Below are 16,557 nucleotides of genomic sequence, written 5' to 3'. Positions count from 1 at the left end.
CGTGTCCTCTTCGCGTTCCCTTTGCCCCTGCTGCTCATGTGGGGAATTCCGTCAGTCCGAAGCTTCGTCCCTCCCGCCGGATTCCCGCCGGGGTCTGGCCGACCAGCGGGCCCAGCACGACGAGCGTGGCCAGCAGCAGGCAGATTTCGATGATGTAGATCGTGGCATAACCCGTGGCGCGGTTGGCCAGCGTCAGACCCAGCTCGTCGGAGACAGCGAGGCCGGAAACCAGATCGCGCAGCACCCCGCCCATGGCGATGGCGAGGCCCGCAAAAGTGGTCTGCACCGCGCCCCATGCGCCAAGCGCAAGTCCGGAGGTTTTCTCGGTCGCCAGCGTCATGGCCGTTGTCAGCGTGCCGACAAGGAACAGCCCAGCACCCGCGCCGATACCGGTCGCGCCTGCCAATAGCGCCGGCGGGCTGCCGAGCGGCGCTGCAAAGATCACCAGCATGAACGCGGCGATCCCCACGACCGCGCCGAACCCGGCGATCCGCAGTGCGTCCATGCCGCGCGAAAGCCAGCGGCCCGAAAGCGTGAAACCGACCAGCGCGCCAAGCGACCAGCCCCCGGTCAGGAATGTCGTTGCGCCAACCGAAAGGCCGAGGATCTCGCCGCCATAAGGCTCGAGCAGCGCGTCCTGCATCGAGAAGGCCGTCGCCCCAAGGCCCACCGCCACCAGCAATCGCATCGTGATCGGCTCGGCCACGAAGTTCTGCCACACGTCGGTAAATGCGGGGCGCGGGGTGTCGGCAGAAGCGATCGCTGCGCTGCGCGCCTCCTGCTTCCACAGGGCAATCACATTGAGGAAGAACGTCAGGATTGCCGAGCCCTGAATCACCTGCACCAGCCGGGTCGGCGTGAAGTGGGCCAGCAGCCCGCCGATCACCAGCGCGGCGATCATCATGCCCGCCAGCAACGCGAGGTACAGTAGCGCCACGGCGCGTGGGCGTCGTTCGTCGTCGACAAGGTCACCGGTCAGGGCAAGCCCCGCGGTCTGCGTCGTGTGCATGCCAAAGCCTGCCAGCAGGAACGCCAGCGCGCTTGCCGCAACGCCAATCGCGAACAGTTCGGGCCGCGCCATCAGCAGCAGCGCGAAAGGCATGATCGCTAGGCCGCCGAACTGCATGAGGGTGCCGAACCAGATGAACGGCACGCGCCGCCAGCCCAGCACCGAACGGTGCACATCGGACCTGTGACCGATCAGCGCGCGGAATGGTGCCGCCAGCAGCGGAATGGCGATCATCAGCGATACCAGCCACGCAGGAATGCCCAGTTCCACGATCATTACGCGGTTCAGCGTGCCATTGAGCAGCACGGTCATCATGCCCACGCTCACCTGGAACAATGACAGGCGCAGCAGGCGCGACAGCGGGATTTCGGCACTGGCCGCATCGGCGAACGGCAGCCAGGTGAGGGCCACCTTGCTCCATTTCGCAGAAAGGGCCTGCCGCTGCGCCATCAGATCTTCACCAGTTCCATCGCGTGGCTCTTGTAGAAGCCGCTCGAGATCCGGCCTGACCGGCCGATTTCCCAGCCTTCGATCTGGCCGAGCGCTGCGCGCAGTTCGCTCTCGGCAATCGGCACGATGGCGGGCGAGCGATCGGAACGTGGGAAGACCTTGCCCACCGTGTGCATCGCGCCGAGAAGCGGGGTGTAGGGCGCGAATGTGAACAGGATCGAGCCGGTGCAGCGGCGGGTCAGCGCAGACAGCGCCCAGACCATGTCCGGCAGGGTGTAGTGGATCAGCGAGTCCATCGCCACGACGTGATCAAAGCTGCCCAGACCCGCGTCGAGCATGTCGCCAACGCGCCAGTCGATGCGCCCGTGGCCAAGGTAGGACGGTGCCCGCTGCGCCGCGATATCTACCAGGCCCTGCGCCACGTCGATGGCGGTCACCACCGCGCCCCGGCAGGCGGCGTCGACGCTGAGGCTGCCGGTGCCGCAGCCGGCATCAAGTATCTCGCGGCGGCGCAAGTCGGTTGGCAGCCAGCCCAGCAACTGCGCCCGCATTGCGTCGCGGCCTGCCCGCACGGTCGCGCGGATGCCGCTGACCTTGGCGTTCGATGTCAGGTCGATCCACGCCTTCTGCGCGGTGCCGTCGAAGTACTGTGCCAGCTTCTCGCGCTGGCTGTCATAGCGGTTGGGAGCAAATTGCGTGGCCATCATTCGAACCCCAGGAAGTCGAAGATATCGCGGTCCTTCATCGGGTTGGCCGCAACCGGGTCAACGCCGTCCCACAGCATTTGTGCAAGCCGCAGGTATTCCTGCTGCGCAGCAATGACTTCGGGCGAAGGCTCCATCTCGAACAGCGTGCACTTCTTCAGGCGGCTGCGGCGGATCGCGTCGACATCGCGGAAATGTGCCAGACGCTTCATCCCGATCGCCTCGCTGAAGCGGTCGATCTCGTCCGTCGCGGCAGAGCGGTTGGCAATCACGCCAGCAAGCCGCACGTTGTAGTTCTTTGCCTTCGCACCGATTGCCGCAACGATGCGGTTCATCGCGAAGATCGAGTCGAAGTCGTTCGCGGCAACCACGAGCGCGCGCTCGGCATGCTGCAGCGGAGCTGCAAAACCGCCGCATACCACATCGCCCAGCACGTCGAAGATCACCACGTCGGTATCTTCCAGCAGGTGGTGCTGCTTGAGCAGCTTGACCGTCTGTCCCACGACGTAGCCGCCGCAGCCAGTGCCCGCAGGTGGCCCTCCGGCCTCCACGCACATCACGCCGTTGTAGCCCTCGAACATGTAGTCCTCGGGCCGCAGTTCCTCTGCATGGAATTCGACGCTTTCGAGCACGTCGATCACCGTCGGCATCAGCTTCTTGGTGAGCGTGAAGGTGGAATCGTGCTTCGGATCGCAGCCGATCTGCAGCACGCGATGGCCAAGCTTGGAGAACGCGGTCGAGAGGTTCGACGATGTCGTCGACTTGCCGATCCCGCCCTTGCCATAGACCGCAAAAACCTTTGCGCCCTTGATCTCGTCGCGGGGATCCAATGAGACCTGTACCGATCCTTCGCCGTCTGGCTGGCTGAAGCGCGCCCTTGGGTCGAGCAGGTTCATCGCAAACTCCTATTCCGCCGCAATTGCGGAAGTGATGGTTGAAGGGGCAGGCCCTGCGAACACGCCTTCCAGCCTGTCCTCAAGCTCGTCGCTGGCCATGCGCAGCGCTTCGAGCGTATCGTCGTCGGGTTCCCACAAGCGCCGCTCGCAGGCCTCGAGCAGCCGGTTCGCCACCCGCGCCGAACTCGTCGGGTTGAGCTGCGAAAGTCGTTCGCGCATTGCCGGGTCGAGGACGAAGGTCTCGCTGATCTTCTGGTAGACCCACGGCGCCACCTGGCCCGTTGTGGCCGACCAGCCTACCGTGTTCGTCACGTGCTGTTCGATATGGCGCACGCCTTCGAAGCCGTGCTGCAACATGCCCTCGAACCACTTGGGGTTGAGCGTGCGCGTGCGCGTCTCCAGGTCGATCTGCTCGGCCAGCGTGCGCACCTTGGCCTCGCCCACCGTCGCATCGACAATATAGACCGGCGCCTCTGTCCCCTTGGCCCGGGCGATCGATCGGCTGACCCCGCCCAGGCTGTCGACGTACTGGTCAAGATCGGTAATCCCGACCTCGACGCTCTCGAGGTTCTGATAGACGAAATCGACGTCCTTCAGTGCGCTGCGCAGCAGGTCGCGTTGCGCCACCGGCGTACCCTTGACGCCATAGGCATAGCCCTTGCGCGTCTCGAAGGCATTGGCCAGCTCGTCCGGGTCCGCCCAGACACCGCCCTCGATCAGCTGGTTTACGTTTGCGCCATAGGCTCCTTCGGCGTTGGAGAACACCCGCAATGCGGCCGTTTCCATGTCGCAGCCGTGCTCGCTCATGTGCGAAAGGCTGTGCTTGCGCACGAAGTTCATGTCCAACGGCTCGTCGGCGTTTGCGGCCAGGAGCGCTGCCTCGGCCAGCATTCGCGTCTGCAGCGGCAGCAGGTCGCGGAAGATGCCGGAAAGCGTCACCACCACGTCGATGCGCGGGCGGCCCAGTTCTTCCAGCGGGATCAGTTCGGCACCCGCAAGACGGCCGTAACCGTCGATCCGCGGCCGCGCGCCCATCAGCGAAAGCACCTGCGCGATCTGCGCGCCCTCGCTCTTCATGTTGTCGGTGCCCCAGAGGACCATCGCCAGGCTTTCCGGCGCAGCTTCCCCGTTCGCGGCATGGCGCGCCAGCAGGCGCTGTGCCTGAAGCTTGCCCTGCTCACATGCAAAGCGCGTGGGCAGGCGGAACGGATCGAAGCCGTGCAGGTTGCGCCCGGTCGGCAGGACTGCGGGATTTGCCAGCAGGTCACCACCCGGGGCAGGGCGGACATAACTCCCGTCAAGCGCGTGGATCAGTGCGCTCAATTCATCGCAGGAATCCAGCGCCGTCTCGATCGCCTCGGCCGAGCCGTGGCCTGCTTCCAGCAGTGCTTCCACAAGTTCGGCGCGCTCTGCTCCCGCAGGGGCTTCGCCAAGTACGTGCAGCCCATGCGGGATCAGCGTCCGCTCAAGCTCGTAGAGATTGGCGCTCAACTCGTGGACGCTCTCGCCCGTCACATCGAGCGCATCGCACTCGTCCCAGATCAGCTCTTCGAGCGCGAGGCGCTCGGCTTCCTCGGTCGTCACCCGCCAGCGTTCGATGCTGGCCTTGAGATCGGCAAAACCGCGATAGAGCCCGGCCCGCGCCAGTGGAGGGGTCAGGTAGCTCAGCATCGTTGCGCCCGAACGCCGCTTTGCCAGCACGCCTTCCGATGGGTTGTTCGCAGCAAAGAGATAGAAGTTGGGCAGGTCGCCCAGCAACCGCTCGGGCCAGCACTTCCCGGTCAGGCCCACCTGCTTGCCCGGCATGTATTCCAGTGCGCCATGCGTGCCGAAATGCACCACCGCGTCGGCGCCGAAGTCCTCGCGAATCCAGCGATAATAGGCAGAAAACGCGTGGGTCGGGGCAAAGTCGCCGTCGAACAGGAGGCGCATGGGATCGCCTTCGTACCCGAACCCTGGCTGCACACCCACGAAGACATTGCCAAATCGCGCACCCAGCACATGCACGTGCGATCCGTCGCTCTGGATCTTGCCGGGTGCCGGTCCCCACTGCGCCTCGATCTCGGCGAGGTAAGGCTCGCGCCGCACATGCTCGTCGGCATCGATGCGCGTATAGACGTTGGCATCTGCACCGAAGCGCTCGGCATTGCCCTTCAGGATCGCATCGCGCAGCGTATCCACGTTCTCGGGCACATCGACGCAATAGCCTTCGCGCGCCATGCGCCGGAGCGTCGCCAGCAGCGATTCAAACACCGCCAGGAATGCGGCAGAACCGGTGGCCCCCGAGTTGGGCGGGAAGTTGAAGATGGTGATCGCCACCTTGCGCCGCGCCCGTTCCGCCTTGCGCAGCGCAACGATCTTGACGACCTTCGCGGCCAGTGCCTCCACCCGTTCAGGGCAGGCCCGCATCGCGTTGACCGGGCCAGTGCTTTCAAAAACGCAGCCTCTGGAGCATCCCGCACAGGCTTGGCCGGCACCGTCGGACCGCCCGCCAAAGACCGTCGGCATCGTCGCGCCGTCAAGCTCGGGGATTGCCACCATGATGGTCGATTCAAGCGCCAGCAGCCCCTGCCGCGATGCCCCCCACTGCTCGAGCGTCTGGAACTCCAGCGGATGCGCCGCGACATAAGGCACATCCAGACTGGCCAAAATCTCCTCGGCGGCCTTGGCATCGTTGTAGGCAGGCCCGCCCACCAGCGAGAAGCCGGTGAGAGAGATTACCGCATCGACCACCGGCTTGCCGTCTTTCAAGAAGAACTTCTCGATGACGGGGCGCGAATCCAGACCGTTGGCAAAGCCCGGGATGACCCGCAGGCCGGCGGCTTCCAGCGCCGCGATCATGCCATCGTAATGGCCGGCATCTTTCGAGATCAGGTAGGAGCGCAACAGCAGCAGGCCTACCGTGCCGTTCTGGCCCTGCTTCGTCGGCAGAAGCCGCAAGCTGTCCGAGAACTTCTGCTCGGTACGCGGATGGTAGACGCCGACCTCGGGATAATCGCGCGGCGCTTCCGCCTTCGTCATTCCGCGCCGTGTCAGGCGTTCGCCCGCAGCATAACGGTCGATCAACGCGCGGACCATCGACACGACATTGTCGTCCGATCCCGCCAGCCAGTATTGCAGCGTCAGGAAATAGGCGCGCACGTCTTGCGCGGTGCCTGGAATGAAGCGCAGGATCTTTGGCAGGCGGCGCAGCACGCGCATCTGCCCGGCACCCGAGTTGGCCCCGGGCTTGCCCGATCCGCGCAGCTTCTTGAGCATTGCGAGCGGGCCCTTGGCCGGTGCATCCATGCGATAGCCACCCATCCGGGTGAGGCGCACCACTTCGCCTGAAGACATCAGGCAGACCATCGCGTCGCAAGTTTCGCGGCGCGCTTCCAGCGTCGGTAGGATTGCGCGGATGTGATCGTCGAGGAACAGCATCGTCACGATCACGATGTCGGCTTGCGCAATCGCCGTCTTGGTCGCTTCAAGCGCCTTGCTGCCAGGCCGATCCCAATCCGTCGCGGCATGGAGCGTCACGCAGATGTTGTCCGTGCTTAGCCGGAAATCGGCCCGTTCGACGCCTGCCTTGAGGTGGTTGTCCAGTGTTACGATCGCAACACGGACCTGCGGGGCGCGGCTACCGGGCATAATGGGCCTTCGCATCATAAAGCGTGGCCAGATCCACAGCGCCGCGACCTTGCGAGGCCGCGAAGGCCTCGGTGTTGCGGCGGACCTTCCCGCGCACGAAGAACGGGACTTTCTTCAATTCCTGCTCGGCTTCTGCCGTCCACTCGATGGTCGTGGCGGTCGGCATTTCTGCAACTTCGCCCATCCTTGATGCCGGCGCTGGCTCTGCCTGTGGCCGGGCAACGGGCGCGCCACCGTGCAGGTGCGATGGTCCGGCCTCGTCGGAGAACTCGAAGTCGTCGCGGAACATCGTCAGCAGGTGTTCTTCCAACCCCATCACCAGCGGATGGACCCAGGTATCGAAGATCACGTTGGCGCCTTCGAAGCCCATCTGCGGACTATGCCGGGCCGTGAAGTCCTGCACGTGCACTGGTGAGGAGATCACCGCGCAGGGAATGCCGAAGCGCTTGGCGATATGGCGTTCCATCTGCGTGCCCAGCACCAGTTCGGGCGAGGCATTGAGGATCGCGTCCTCCACTTCGAGATGATCGTCCGTAATAAGCGGATCAACACCGTAGAACGCAGCCGCTGCTCGCATCTCGCGTGCGAATTCGCGATTGTAGCAGCCAAGGCCACAAACCTCGAAGCCCAGCTCCTCATGCGCAATTCGCGCAGCAGCGATCGCGTGCGTCGCATCGCCGAAGATGAAGACGCGCTTGCCGGTCAGATATGTGGAATCGACCGAACGGCTCCACCACGGCATCCGCGACTGCGGATCGACGAGCGCGGCGGTTTCGTCGACACCGGCCAGCGCCGCAACTTCCGCGATGAATTCGCGTGTTGCACCAACGCCGATCGGCACAGTCCGGATGGAAGGCTGGTGCAGCGCCTGATCCAGCCAGCGCGCCGCTTCGCCACCCGTTTCGGGATAGAGCACGATGTTGAAGTCGGCGCGCCCGAGGGTGCGGATATCGTCGGGCGCAGCATCGAGCGGTGCCACGCAGTTCACGTCGATCCCGATGCTGTCCAGCAGCTTGCGAACTTCGGCCACGTCATCGCGATGGCGGAAGCCCAGGGCGCAAGGGCCGAGCAGGTTGACGAGCGGACGGCGTCCCTCGCGAGGCGCGGGGCGTATGTCGCGATCGACCAGTTGCCGCACCACGCGGTAGAACGTCTCCGCTGCGCCCCAGTTCTCCTTGCGCTGGTAGCTGGGAAGTTCCAGCGGGATCACGGGGCAGGGCAGTTCCAGCGCTTCGGCAAGGCCGGCCGGGTCGTCCTGGATCAGCTCTGCTGTGCATGATGCCCCGACCAGCAGCGCCTTGGGCGCAAAGCGTTCGTAAGCATCGCGCGCGGCGTTCTGGAAGATGCTCGCGGTGTCCTTGCCCAGGTCGCGCGCCTGGAACGTGGTATAGGTGACCGGTGGGCGCTTGCCGCGCCGTTCGATCATGGTGAACAGCAGGTCGGCGTACGTATCGCCCTGTGGGGCGTGCAGTACGTAATGCATGTCCTGCATCGCGGTGGCGACGCGCATGGCGCCAACGTGTGGCGGACCCTCGTATGTCCAGACCGCCAGCTGCATCGCCTATACCCTCAGGATGTCGCGACGACGCAGCGGCCGCGCGAAGAGCTCGGCGAGATCACCCGCCTGCTCGAAGCCGTGGATGGGCGAGAACACCAGCTCGATCGCCCACTTGGTCGAAAGCCCTTCGGCCTCCAGCGGATTTGCAAGACCAAGGCCGCAGACCGTCAGGTCGGGGCGGTCGAGGCGGACACGGTCCAGTTGCAGGTCAACGTCCTGTCCCTCGCTCAGCCGTGTGCCTGCAGGCAGCAGCGCCAGTTCGCGAGCGTTGAGCTCACGGTTGAGGTAAGGCGTGCCAACCTCCACCGGCACCATGCCAAGTTCGGTGCTGAGGAAACGTGCCAGTGGCAGCTCCAGCTGCGAATCCGGCAGGAACGTGATGCGCTTGCCATCGAGCCGGTCGCGACGGTGCGCAATCGCGCGCTTGGCCCGCTCGCGGCCGGGTGCGACCACCCGGTTGAAGTGCATCCGGTCAATCCCGAAAGCCTCTGCTGCGGCGCGCAACCAGTCGGTTGTGCCTTCGGCACCGAACGGGAACAGTGCGTCGAGCCGCTTGGCCCCGCGCCGCTGCAAGGCGCCACAGGTCTCGGTCAGAAACGGCTGAGCCAGCAGGAACACGCTGTTTGGCCCCACCTTCGGCAGTTCGGCCATGCGCTTGGCGGGCAGGAAATGCACCGGCCCGATGCCCAGCTCGTCGAAGAGGCGCTTGAACTGGTCCTCGACGATATCGGGCAGGGCACCCACCACCAGCAGGTTCGGCGCATCGCCAGCCAAGGCGGCGGGCATTTCCGGCACCAGCGCGGTCAGGCAGGCGTCCTCGCCCTCGGTAAAGGTCGTCTCGATCCCGCTGCCCGAATAGTTGAGGATGCGGACCGAGCCGGCAAACTTTGCGTCTAGCCGCTGTGCCGCCTTGCCCAGATCCAGCTTGATCACCTCCGATGGGCACGAGCCCACCAGAAACAGCGTGCGGATTTCAGGGCGACGCACCAGCAGCTTGTCGACGATACGGTCAAGCTCGTCCTGGCAATCGGCCATGCCGGCCAGATCGCGCTCCTCGATGATCGCCGTGGCAAAGCGCGGTTCGGCAAAGATCATCACGCCCGCCGCGCTCTGCAGCAGATGCGCGCATGTGCGTGATCCCACCACAAGGAAGAACGCATCCTGCATCTTGCGGTGCATCCAGATGATGCCCGTCAGCCCGCAGAACACCTCGCGCTGCCCGCGTTCACGCAGGACCTGCGGCTGTGCGGCCGGGGCGCAACCCGAAGACGGTGCGGTCAGCAGACTCTCGCCGCTCATGCCGCTGCCTCCAGTCTCGCTGCACGCAGCTTCAGCAGGAACTGTCCAGCATTGATGACATAGGCGGCATAGCCGGCGAGCGCGATCTGCATCCGCTGTTCGAAGCTGCCATGATGCCCAAGCAGCATCACCAGGTAGGTCGTGTGCAGAGCGATGACAAGCATCGAGAACACGTCTTCCCAGAAGAACGCGCGGGCAAACAGCCACTTGCCGAAGACGACCTTCTCCCAGATCGATCCCGTCACCATGATCGCATAGAGCGTGAGCGTCTTGACCACGACCGAGGCGTCCGCCGCTGCGGCGCCTTCGCCCCACGCAAGACTGCGTAGCACCAGCGCCAGGCTGACAAGGAAGACCAGGAACTGGAAGGGGGCAAGCAGTCCCTGGACGACAGTCCAGCGAGTCGCATCCCGCCTTGCGCGTTCCTCCGGCGTATAAAGCGCGGCACGCTTGGCAGGCTGGCCAAAGCCTTGGCCGGCAACGTCAATGCTGAATGCGTCCCCTCTCATTCTTGCCCCTTTCACGGGCTGAGGCACAAGGCCTTCAATGAGGGGAGACTACGCCTCGTCTCGCAGAAGTGTCAATCTATCTTGACGACAAATAAAAATGACAGATGGGGGTTTGTCAGCAACAATTAACAGGCGTAGACTGCGGGAACCGAACAGAGTCGAAATATCGAGCCGACAGTCCGGAAGAGCGCGAATGACGCTCTCAACAGGCCGGAGGGGTCTGACATGGCGACTGTATTTGGGGCAGAGTCATCAAAACGACCACATCGGTCGGGACGTACCTCGCGAGGTACGCCGGCTCGTGCTATCGGGAGTGGCAGGGATTTGGGGCGAGGGGCTCCTTCTCCGCTCAATTCTCTGATTCAGGAGCAGATCATCCCGCGTTTGCTGATGGCACACTCGAACGGGATGGCGCGTGGTCGCGTCCCCGGCGTGCTGTCTGTCGATCCTGCAGACGCGGCAAGCTTTTCTGCGCTGCCACTGGATCTGGAAGCTGATGAACTGCTCGACGTGGTCGAAGGCTACATCGCAAGGGGCGTTTCGGTAGAGTCGGTGTTCGTCGATCTGCTGGCGCCATCTGCGCGCCGGCTTGGCCAGTTCTGGGAGGAAGACGAATGCGACTTCCTCGACGTCACCATGGGGCTGTGGCGCATCCAGGAAGTGATGCGCCAGGTCGCCGTCAGGCACCCTCCACTCGGAACGGGCGGGCCGGGCCTGCGCAGCGCATTGTTTTCGCCCGTGCCGGGCGACGATCATTCACTCGGTGCCTTGATGCTCGAGGAGATCTTCGCGCGAAACGGGTGGCAAACCGAAGCGTTGATCAATCCTAAGCGTAAGGAATTGCTGCAGATTATCGCAGATCGTCCTTTTGACGTGGTGGGCTTGACCGTCAGTTGCGATTGTCCTAACGGACTTTTGGCCGACCTAATTTCCGCCATGCGCAGCGTCTCCCGGACGCCGGGAGTTCAGGTTTTAATCGGTGGAAGAATGGTCAATGCCAATCCTGCGATCGTCGAAGAGGTGGGGGCCGATGGCACTGCCACTGATGCGCGTGGAGCATTGGCGCTCGCCGAAACACTCGTCTCAAGGTCCGCGTTCTCGTCCGATCCGCTCGCATAGCCGAGCGTTCTGATGTCATCCCGCAAGAACAGCCTTGAAGGGAAGCTTCCCTTCACCAGCGCCGACCGCCACTTCGATACTCTCGGAGCCGATGTCGCGGCGCGGTTGGCAATGGTGGCAGGCGATATCGCGCTGGTTATCGACGATGCCGGGAAGATCATCGATCTGACGGTCAATCCGCGGGAGTTTCCCGAAGCGACGCAATGGCTTGGCTGCAACTGGCTTGATACCGTCAACGTCGAGAGCAAGCCCAAGGTCATGGAAATGCTGGCAAACGCGCGCAAGGGCGTCACCCAGCACTGGCGGCAGGTCAACCAGATCACTTCCGATGGCGAGGTGCCCGTTCGCTTCGTCGTGGTCAGTATCGGGCAAGGCGCGGGGAGCATCGCCTTCGGGCGTGACATGCGCGATGCCGCTGCCCTCCAGCAGCGCGTGCTCCAGGCGCAGCAATCGCTTGAACGCGACTACTTGCGTCTTCGCCAGCTTGAAGCCCGCTACCGCATGCTGTTCGAGCATACGGCCGAGCCGGTGCTGATCGTCGATGCCGAAACGTTCCGCATACGTGAAGCGAATCAGGCCGCGCATCAGCTGTTCCGGGCGCGTCCGGGCGCGCTTCCCGGGGGCAAGCTGACCAATCTGTTTGCCCGCGCAGGGCGTGAAAGCCTGATCGCCTTTCTCGGATCGGCGATGGTTTCCAACGGCATCCCGCCGCTCGAGGTTGAAACGGTCGAAGGTGCTGAAATCATTTCGGTTTCGGCAAGCGGCTTTCGAGAGCGTGGCGGCCAGTATCTTCTGATCCGCATCGCTGGTGCGCCGGGTGCGTCGGAGCAGACCGACTCCGCCATGGCCCGCGTCATTGACGCCATGCCCGATGCCTTTGTCCTGACGGATGGCCGGATGCAGATCCAGGCTGCCAACATGGCCTTCGTCGAACTTGTCTCGGCAGCCACCGCAGACCAGCTGCGCGGGCGCCCGCTCGGCGATTTCCTTGGCCGACCGGGCATCGATCTCGATCTGATCGAAGGGCAACTGGCCAAGCACGAAATCGCACGCAACGTGAACACCGTTATCGGAGCGCGCGATGGCTTCGAAGGCGAACCGGTCGAACTGTCGGCCGTGCGGACCGTCGATGACGAGCCGTGCTACGGCTTCGTCATCCGGCCCATCGGCAGAAGGCTGCGCGATCTTCCGGCGACCAACGAAGCGCCGCGTTCCGTCGAACAGCTTACCGATCTGGTCGGGCGCATGTCGCTGCGCGACATCGTGCGCGAGTCGACCGACCTTATCGAGCGTCTGTGCATCGAAGCCGCGCTCGAATACACTTCAAACAACCGCGCATCTGCCGCCGAAATTCTCGGGCTGAGCCGTCAAAGCCTCTATTCCAAGCTGCATCGCTATGGCTTGGGCAACATGGCTGACGGCGTTGATGGATAAAGTGTCAATTTGATTTGACGGTCTGGTGTGATGGGCATAGTCTCTGCCCATGGCGCGATCTGCAGTCTTGACTGGGATGACGCCGCCTCCGGCGGCTCGCGATGTCTTGGAACTCCTGAAGCCGATCACCTGGTTTCCACCGATGTGGGCCTTGCTGTGCGGCGTGGTCTCTTCAGGCGTTGCTCCGCTTTCGCGCTGGTCCTTCCTGCTTGCCGGCATTGCGCTGACCGGCCCTCTGGTCTGCGGCACCAGCCAGGCCGTGAACGACTGGTTTGACCGCCATGTCGATGCCATCAACGAGCCTGGCCGGCCGATCCCTTCGGGGCGCGTCGCAGGCCGCTGGGGCCTGTTCATCGCCATTGTCTGGACGATGCTGTCACTCGTCGTCGCCGGGTTCACCGGAAAGTGGGTGTTCTTCGCCACGGTATTCGGGTTGGCCTGCGCCTGGGCCTACAGTGCGCCGCCGTTCCGCTTCAAGACCAGTGGCTGGATCGGGCCTGCCGTGGTTGCCCTGACGTACGAGGGATTGAGCTGGTTCACCGGCGCGGCGGTCATGGAAGGCGCGTTGCCATCGGCGCGCGTGCTGGCGGTCCTCGCGCTTTACAGTCTTGGTGCGCACGGCATCATGACCCTCAATGATTTCAAGGCGGTGGAAGGTGATCGGGCGACAGGCCTGCGATCGCTTCCGGTGGTGCTGGGCGAACGTCCGGCCGCGATCCTTGCCAGCGCGGTCATGGCGCTGCCGCAGGCGATCGTCATCGTGCTGCTGCAGGTATGGGGATTGACCATTCCGGCCGTGGCCGTCGCCGTTTCGCTCGCCGTGCAACTTTGCCTGATGCCGCGCCTAGTCTCGGCGCCTGCGCGCAACGCGCCCTGGTACAACGCCACCGGCGTGTCGCTCTACGTGCTCGGCATGATGGCGGCCGCTCTGGGTCTTGGAGGTTATGTGTGATGAAAGCCGGGTTCGGATGGTGGTCGATCATCCGTCTGGGTGCAGTTCAGGCCTCGATCGGTGCGATCGTCATGCTGGCAACTTCGCTGCTCAACCGCCTGATGGTGCTGGAATACGGGCTTGCCGCCGGAATTCCCGCCGGCCTCGTCGCCTGGCATTATGGTGTGCAGCTTTCGCGTCCGATCTGGGGGCATGGCTCCGATCTCGGCAAGCGGCGCACTCCATGGGTGGTTGGCGGGATCATCGTGCTCGGCGCGGGCGCGCTGCTGGCCGTTCAGGCCACCACGATGCTCGACGGTTCGCGCATTTCAGGCCTCGCGCTGGCGGTCGTGGCGTTCACCATGATCGGCGCCGGGGTCGGTGCTGCAGGTACGTCGATGCTTGCCATTCTCGCGTCGGGCGTGGCGCCCGAACGCCGTGCAGCGGCTGCGGCAACCACGTGGATCATGATGGTCTTCGGCATTGTCGTGGCGGCAGGCACTGCAGGTGCCCTGCTCGATCCTTATACCGAGGCGAGGCTTTTCCAGGTTGCTGGCGGCGTGGTTCTCTCGGCCATCGTTTTGACAAGTCTGGCGATGGCCGGGCTGGAAAGGCGCATGGGGCAACCGCAGCACGCGGCACAGACCGAACCACCTGCCGATTTCCGCGAAGCCCTGCGCGAAATTTTCGAAGAGCCTGAAGCTCGGCGCTTCACGCTGTTCATTTTCGTGTCGATGCTTGCCTACTCGATGCAGGACCTGATCCTCGAACCCTTTGCCGGGCTGGTCTTCCAGATGACGCCGGGCCAGTCGACCAGCCTTTCAGGCGTGCAGCATGGCGGCGTGCTGGTGGGCATGATCCTGACCGGGATCGGCGGCAGCGCCTTTGCCGGGCGCATGCCGATCGAACTCAGGGTATGGACGATGCTCGGTTGCTTCGGTTCGGCCTGTGCGCTGGCAGGCCTGACCATGGCCGCCCGCTTCGGCCCGGGCTGGCCGCTTGCCGCCAACATTGCTGCCCTGGGCTTCTTCAATGGCGCCTTCGCGGTCTCTGCCATTGGCTCGATGATGGGTTTGGCAGGCGCCGGCAAGCGCACGCGCGAAGGGGTGCGCATGGGTGTATGGGGCACGGCACAGGCAATTGCCTTCGGGCTTGGCGGACTGTCGGGCGCGCTTGGCGTCGATATCGTCCGCAGCCTCACCGGCCATGCCGCAGAAGCGTTCCAGCTCATCTTCGCTGTCGAGGCCGCCCTGTTCCTGCTTTCTGCCGTCCTGGCGATGCGGGTTGCGGCGCGCCGACCGAATGGAATGGCATTGGGAGCAGCGGTGATATGACCGAAGAGCAATTCGATGTCGTCGTGATCGGTGGCGGACCTTGTGGCGCCACGGCCGCATGGGACCTCGCGCGGGCGGGACGCAGCGTGCTGCTGCTTGACCGGGCCGGTCGCATCAAGCCCTGCGGTGGCGCTGTTCCGCCCCGCCTGCTTGAAGAGTTCGAAGTGCCGCAATCGCTGCTGGTTGCCCGCGCCCGCTCGGCCCGGATGGTCGCCCCGTCCAACCGCGCGGTCGACATGCCCGTGGGCGAGATCGGGTATGTCGGGATGGTCGACCGGGAACACTTCGACGAATGGCTGCGCCAACGTGCTGCCGATGCCGGGGCCGAGCGCCGCACAGGGACCTATGAGCATGTCGAACGTGATAACGGACAGGGAGCAATTGTCTGCTTCCGCAAGGACCGCGGTGGCGCGATCTCGAAAGTGCGCACCAGCCTTGTGATCGGCGCAGACGGAGCGCGCTCTGGCGTTGCGCGCGAGAACATCCCCGGCGCGGAACGCAACCCTTGCGTGTTCGCCTATCACGAGATCGTCCGCTCGCCCAAGACCACGCCGCAGGGCTTCGACGGATCGCGTTGCGATGTGCTCTACCAGGGCAAGCTCTCGCCCGATTTCTACGCGTGGGTCTTCCCCCATGGTGCAACTTCCAGCATCGGCGTCGGCAGTGCCAACAAGGGCTTCTCGCTGCGCGGGTCGGTCAAGCAGATGCGCAGTGAACTTGGCCTCGATGGCTGCGAAACAATCCGCAGCGAAGGTGCGCCGATACCGCTCAAGCCGCTGAAACGCTGGGACAACGGGCGCGACGTGCTGGTGGCTGGCGATGCAGCGGGCGTGGTCGCGCCGGCTTCGGGCGAGGGCATCTACTACGCAATGGCGTGCGGCCGGATTGCCGCCAGCGCGGCGCTCGGCTTTCTGGCCACCGGCAACCCTGCCATGCTGCGCCACGCCCGCAAGGCATTCCTGCGCCAGCATGGCCGGGTGTTCTGGATCCTCGGGATCATGCAGTATTTCTGGTATTCCAGCGACAAGCGCCGCGAGCGTTTTGTCGAGATGTGCGCAGACCGGGACGTGCAGCAGCTGACCTGGCAGGCCTACATGAACAAGCAACTTGTCCGGGCTAAGCCGATGGCGCATGTTCGGATTTTCCTCAAGGATTGCGCCCACCTGCTGGGCCTGAGGCCTGCTGCAGGATGAGGCGCGCCTCGCTCGTTCCCGCCGGGATCCCCGTCGGCATTGCCTCGCTCGCGGCCTTTGCCACGGCGATGATCGGCGGCACGATCACCGATCTGGGGCCTTGGTATGATTCGCTGATCAAGCCTGATTTCACGCCGCCGCGCCCGATTTTCCCGATCGCCTGGACAACCATCTTCGCGCTCTGCGCCATCGCCGGCGTTTTCGCATGGCGCGCAGCCCGCACGTCGCGCACCTCGGATACCATCATCGGCCTGTTCGCCCTGAACGGCTTCCTCAACGTGTTGTGGAGCCTCATCTTTTTCCGGATGCAGCGACCAGACTGGGCTTTCTGGGAACTGTCCCTGCTCTGGCTCTCGATCGCTACCCTGATCATCTATTGCGGGCGGATTTCGCGGCTCTCCGCAGTCTTGCTCCTGCCCTATCTCGCGTGGGTCACTGTGGCTGGTGCGCTCAACTGGGAGATCGTCCGCCTCAACCCGCCCTTCGGCTGA

Annotated in this window: 13 protein-coding genes; 6 read left to right on the top strand and 7 right to left on the bottom strand. The window is 64.3% G+C overall.

From position 1 onward, the window contains the following. Window positions 1-34: 34 nt before the first annotated feature. The 7 genes from B9A23_RS10435 to bchF are packed head-to-tail and all read right to left on the bottom strand — an operon-like array spanning window position 35 to window position 10,055. Window positions 35-1,459, bottom strand: coding sequence for a BCD family MFS transporter (locus B9A23_RS10435; RefSeq protein ID WP_084278816.1), 1,425 nt, complete (start codon window positions 1,457-1,459; stop codon window positions 35-37). Next, on the bottom strand, window positions 1,459-2,163 hold the full coding sequence (gene bchM, locus B9A23_RS10430; protein WP_084278815.1) for a magnesium protoporphyrin IX methyltransferase: 705 nt from the start codon (window positions 2,161-2,163) through the stop codon (window positions 1,459-1,461). The genes B9A23_RS10435 and bchM overlap by 1 nt, the downstream gene beginning before the upstream one ends. Continuing rightward, window positions 2,163-3,059: a ferredoxin:protochlorophyllide reductase (ATP-dependent) iron-sulfur ATP-binding protein gene (gene bchL / locus B9A23_RS10425; protein WP_084278813.1), complete on the bottom strand. Its 897-nt coding sequence runs from the start codon at window positions 3,057-3,059 to the stop codon at window positions 2,163-2,165. The genes bchM and bchL overlap by 1 nt, the downstream gene beginning before the upstream one ends. A 9-nt stretch (window positions 3,060-3,068) precedes the next feature. After that, complete coding sequence (locus B9A23_RS10420) at window positions 3,069-6,689, bottom strand: magnesium chelatase subunit H (protein WP_139797420.1); 3,621 nt, start codon at window positions 6,687-6,689, stop codon at window positions 3,069-3,071. Further along, window positions 6,679-8,247, bottom strand: coding sequence for a ferredoxin:protochlorophyllide reductase (ATP-dependent) subunit B (gene bchB, locus B9A23_RS10415; protein ID WP_084278811.1), 1,569 nt, complete (start codon window positions 8,245-8,247; stop codon window positions 6,679-6,681). The genes B9A23_RS10420 and bchB overlap by 11 nt, the downstream gene beginning before the upstream one ends. A 3-nt stretch (window positions 8,248-8,250) precedes the next feature. Next, a complete protein-coding gene (locus B9A23_RS10410; RefSeq protein ID WP_084278809.1) occupies window positions 8,251-9,546 on the bottom strand; it encodes a ferredoxin:protochlorophyllide reductase (ATP-dependent) subunit N in 1,296 nt (431 codons plus the stop codon). Continuing rightward, entirely contained in the window at window positions 9,543-10,055 is a 513-nt protein-coding gene (gene bchF / locus B9A23_RS10405) for a 2-vinyl bacteriochlorophyllide hydratase (RefSeq protein ID WP_084278808.1), read from the bottom strand. The genes B9A23_RS10410 and bchF overlap by 4 nt, the downstream gene beginning before the upstream one ends. A gap of 390 nt (window positions 10,056-10,445) precedes the next feature. Here bchF and B9A23_RS10400 point away from each other — a divergent pair, with 390 nt between their 5' ends. The 6 genes from B9A23_RS10400 to B9A23_RS10375 are packed head-to-tail and all read left to right on the top strand — an operon-like array spanning window position 10,446 to window position 16,557. After that, a complete protein-coding gene (locus B9A23_RS10400) occupies window positions 10,446-11,174 on the top strand; it encodes a cobalamin B12-binding domain-containing protein (protein ID WP_217806596.1) in 729 nt (242 codons plus the stop codon). 12 nt (window positions 11,175-11,186) lie between these two features. Further along, window positions 11,187-12,608: a transcriptional regulator PpsR gene (ppsR, locus tag B9A23_RS10395; RefSeq protein WP_084278807.1), complete on the top strand. Its 1,422-nt coding sequence runs from the start codon at window positions 11,187-11,189 to the stop codon at window positions 12,606-12,608. A gap of 49 nt (window positions 12,609-12,657) precedes the next feature. Beyond that, window positions 12,658-13,560 carry a chlorophyll synthase ChlG gene (gene chlG, locus B9A23_RS10390; RefSeq protein WP_084278806.1) on the top strand — a complete coding sequence of 301 codons (903 nt, stop codon included), beginning with the start codon at window positions 12,658-12,660 and terminating at the stop codon, window positions 13,558-13,560. Further along, window positions 13,560-14,873, top strand: coding sequence for a BCD family MFS transporter (locus tag B9A23_RS10385; RefSeq protein WP_084278804.1), 1,314 nt, complete (start codon window positions 13,560-13,562; stop codon window positions 14,871-14,873). Before chlG ends, B9A23_RS10385 begins: the two co-directional genes overlap by 1 nt. Beyond that, entirely contained in the window at window positions 14,870-16,066 is a 1,197-nt protein-coding gene (locus B9A23_RS10380; protein ID WP_084278801.1) for a geranylgeranyl diphosphate reductase, read from the top strand. The genes B9A23_RS10385 and B9A23_RS10380 overlap by 4 nt, the downstream gene beginning before the upstream one ends. Beyond that, window positions 16,063-16,557 (top strand): TspO/MBR family protein, encoded by a 495-nt coding sequence (locus B9A23_RS10375; protein WP_084278799.1) that lies wholly within the window; start codon window positions 16,063-16,065, stop codon window positions 16,555-16,557. The genes B9A23_RS10380 and B9A23_RS10375 overlap by 4 nt, the downstream gene beginning before the upstream one ends.

Source organism: Novosphingobium sp. B1, assembly GCF_900176395.1.
In the GTDB taxonomy this organism is placed as follows: domain Bacteria; phylum Pseudomonadota; class Alphaproteobacteria; order Sphingomonadales; family Sphingomonadaceae; genus Novosphingobium.
This window is presented reverse-complemented; position numbering and strand designations above follow the sequence as displayed.

Bases quoted from the DNA above. Each gene is read 5' to 3' on its own strand.
- B9A23_RS10435 (WP_084278816.1), bottom strand. From the start codon at position 1,459: ATGGCGCAGCGGCAGGCCCTTTCTGCGAAATGGAGCAAGGTGGCCCTC.
- bchM (WP_084278815.1), bottom strand. From the start codon at position 2,163: ATGGCCACGCAATTTGCTCCCAACCGCTATGACAGCCAGCGCGAGAAG.
- bchL (WP_084278813.1), bottom strand. From the start codon at position 3,059: ATGAACCTGCTCGACCCAAGGGCGCGCTTCAGCCAGCCAGACGGCGAA.
- B9A23_RS10420 (WP_139797420.1), bottom strand. From the start codon at position 6,689: ATGCCCGGTAGCCGCGCCCCGCAGGTCCGTGTTGCGATCGTAACACTG.
- bchB (WP_084278811.1), bottom strand. From the start codon at position 8,247: ATGCAGCTGGCGGTCTGGACATACGAGGGTCCGCCACACGTTGGCGCC.
- B9A23_RS10410 (WP_084278809.1), bottom strand. From the start codon at position 9,546: ATGAGCGGCGAGAGTCTGCTGACCGCACCGTCTTCGGGTTGCGCCCCG.
- bchF (WP_084278808.1), bottom strand. From the start codon at position 10,055: ATGAGAGGGGACGCATTCAGCATTGACGTTGCCGGCCAAGGCTTTGGC.
- B9A23_RS10400 (WP_217806596.1), top strand. From the start codon at position 10,446: ATGGCACACTCGAACGGGATGGCGCGTGGTCGCGTCCCCGGCGTGCTG.
- ppsR (WP_084278807.1), top strand. From the start codon at position 11,187: ATGTCATCCCGCAAGAACAGCCTTGAAGGGAAGCTTCCCTTCACCAGC.
- chlG (WP_084278806.1), top strand. From the start codon at position 12,658: ATGGCGCGATCTGCAGTCTTGACTGGGATGACGCCGCCTCCGGCGGCT.
- B9A23_RS10385 (WP_084278804.1), top strand. From the start codon at position 13,560: ATGAAAGCCGGGTTCGGATGGTGGTCGATCATCCGTCTGGGTGCAGTT.
- B9A23_RS10380 (WP_084278801.1), top strand. From the start codon at position 14,870: ATGACCGAAGAGCAATTCGATGTCGTCGTGATCGGTGGCGGACCTTGT.
- B9A23_RS10375 (WP_084278799.1), top strand. From the start codon at position 16,063: ATGAGGCGCGCCTCGCTCGTTCCCGCCGGGATCCCCGTCGGCATTGCC.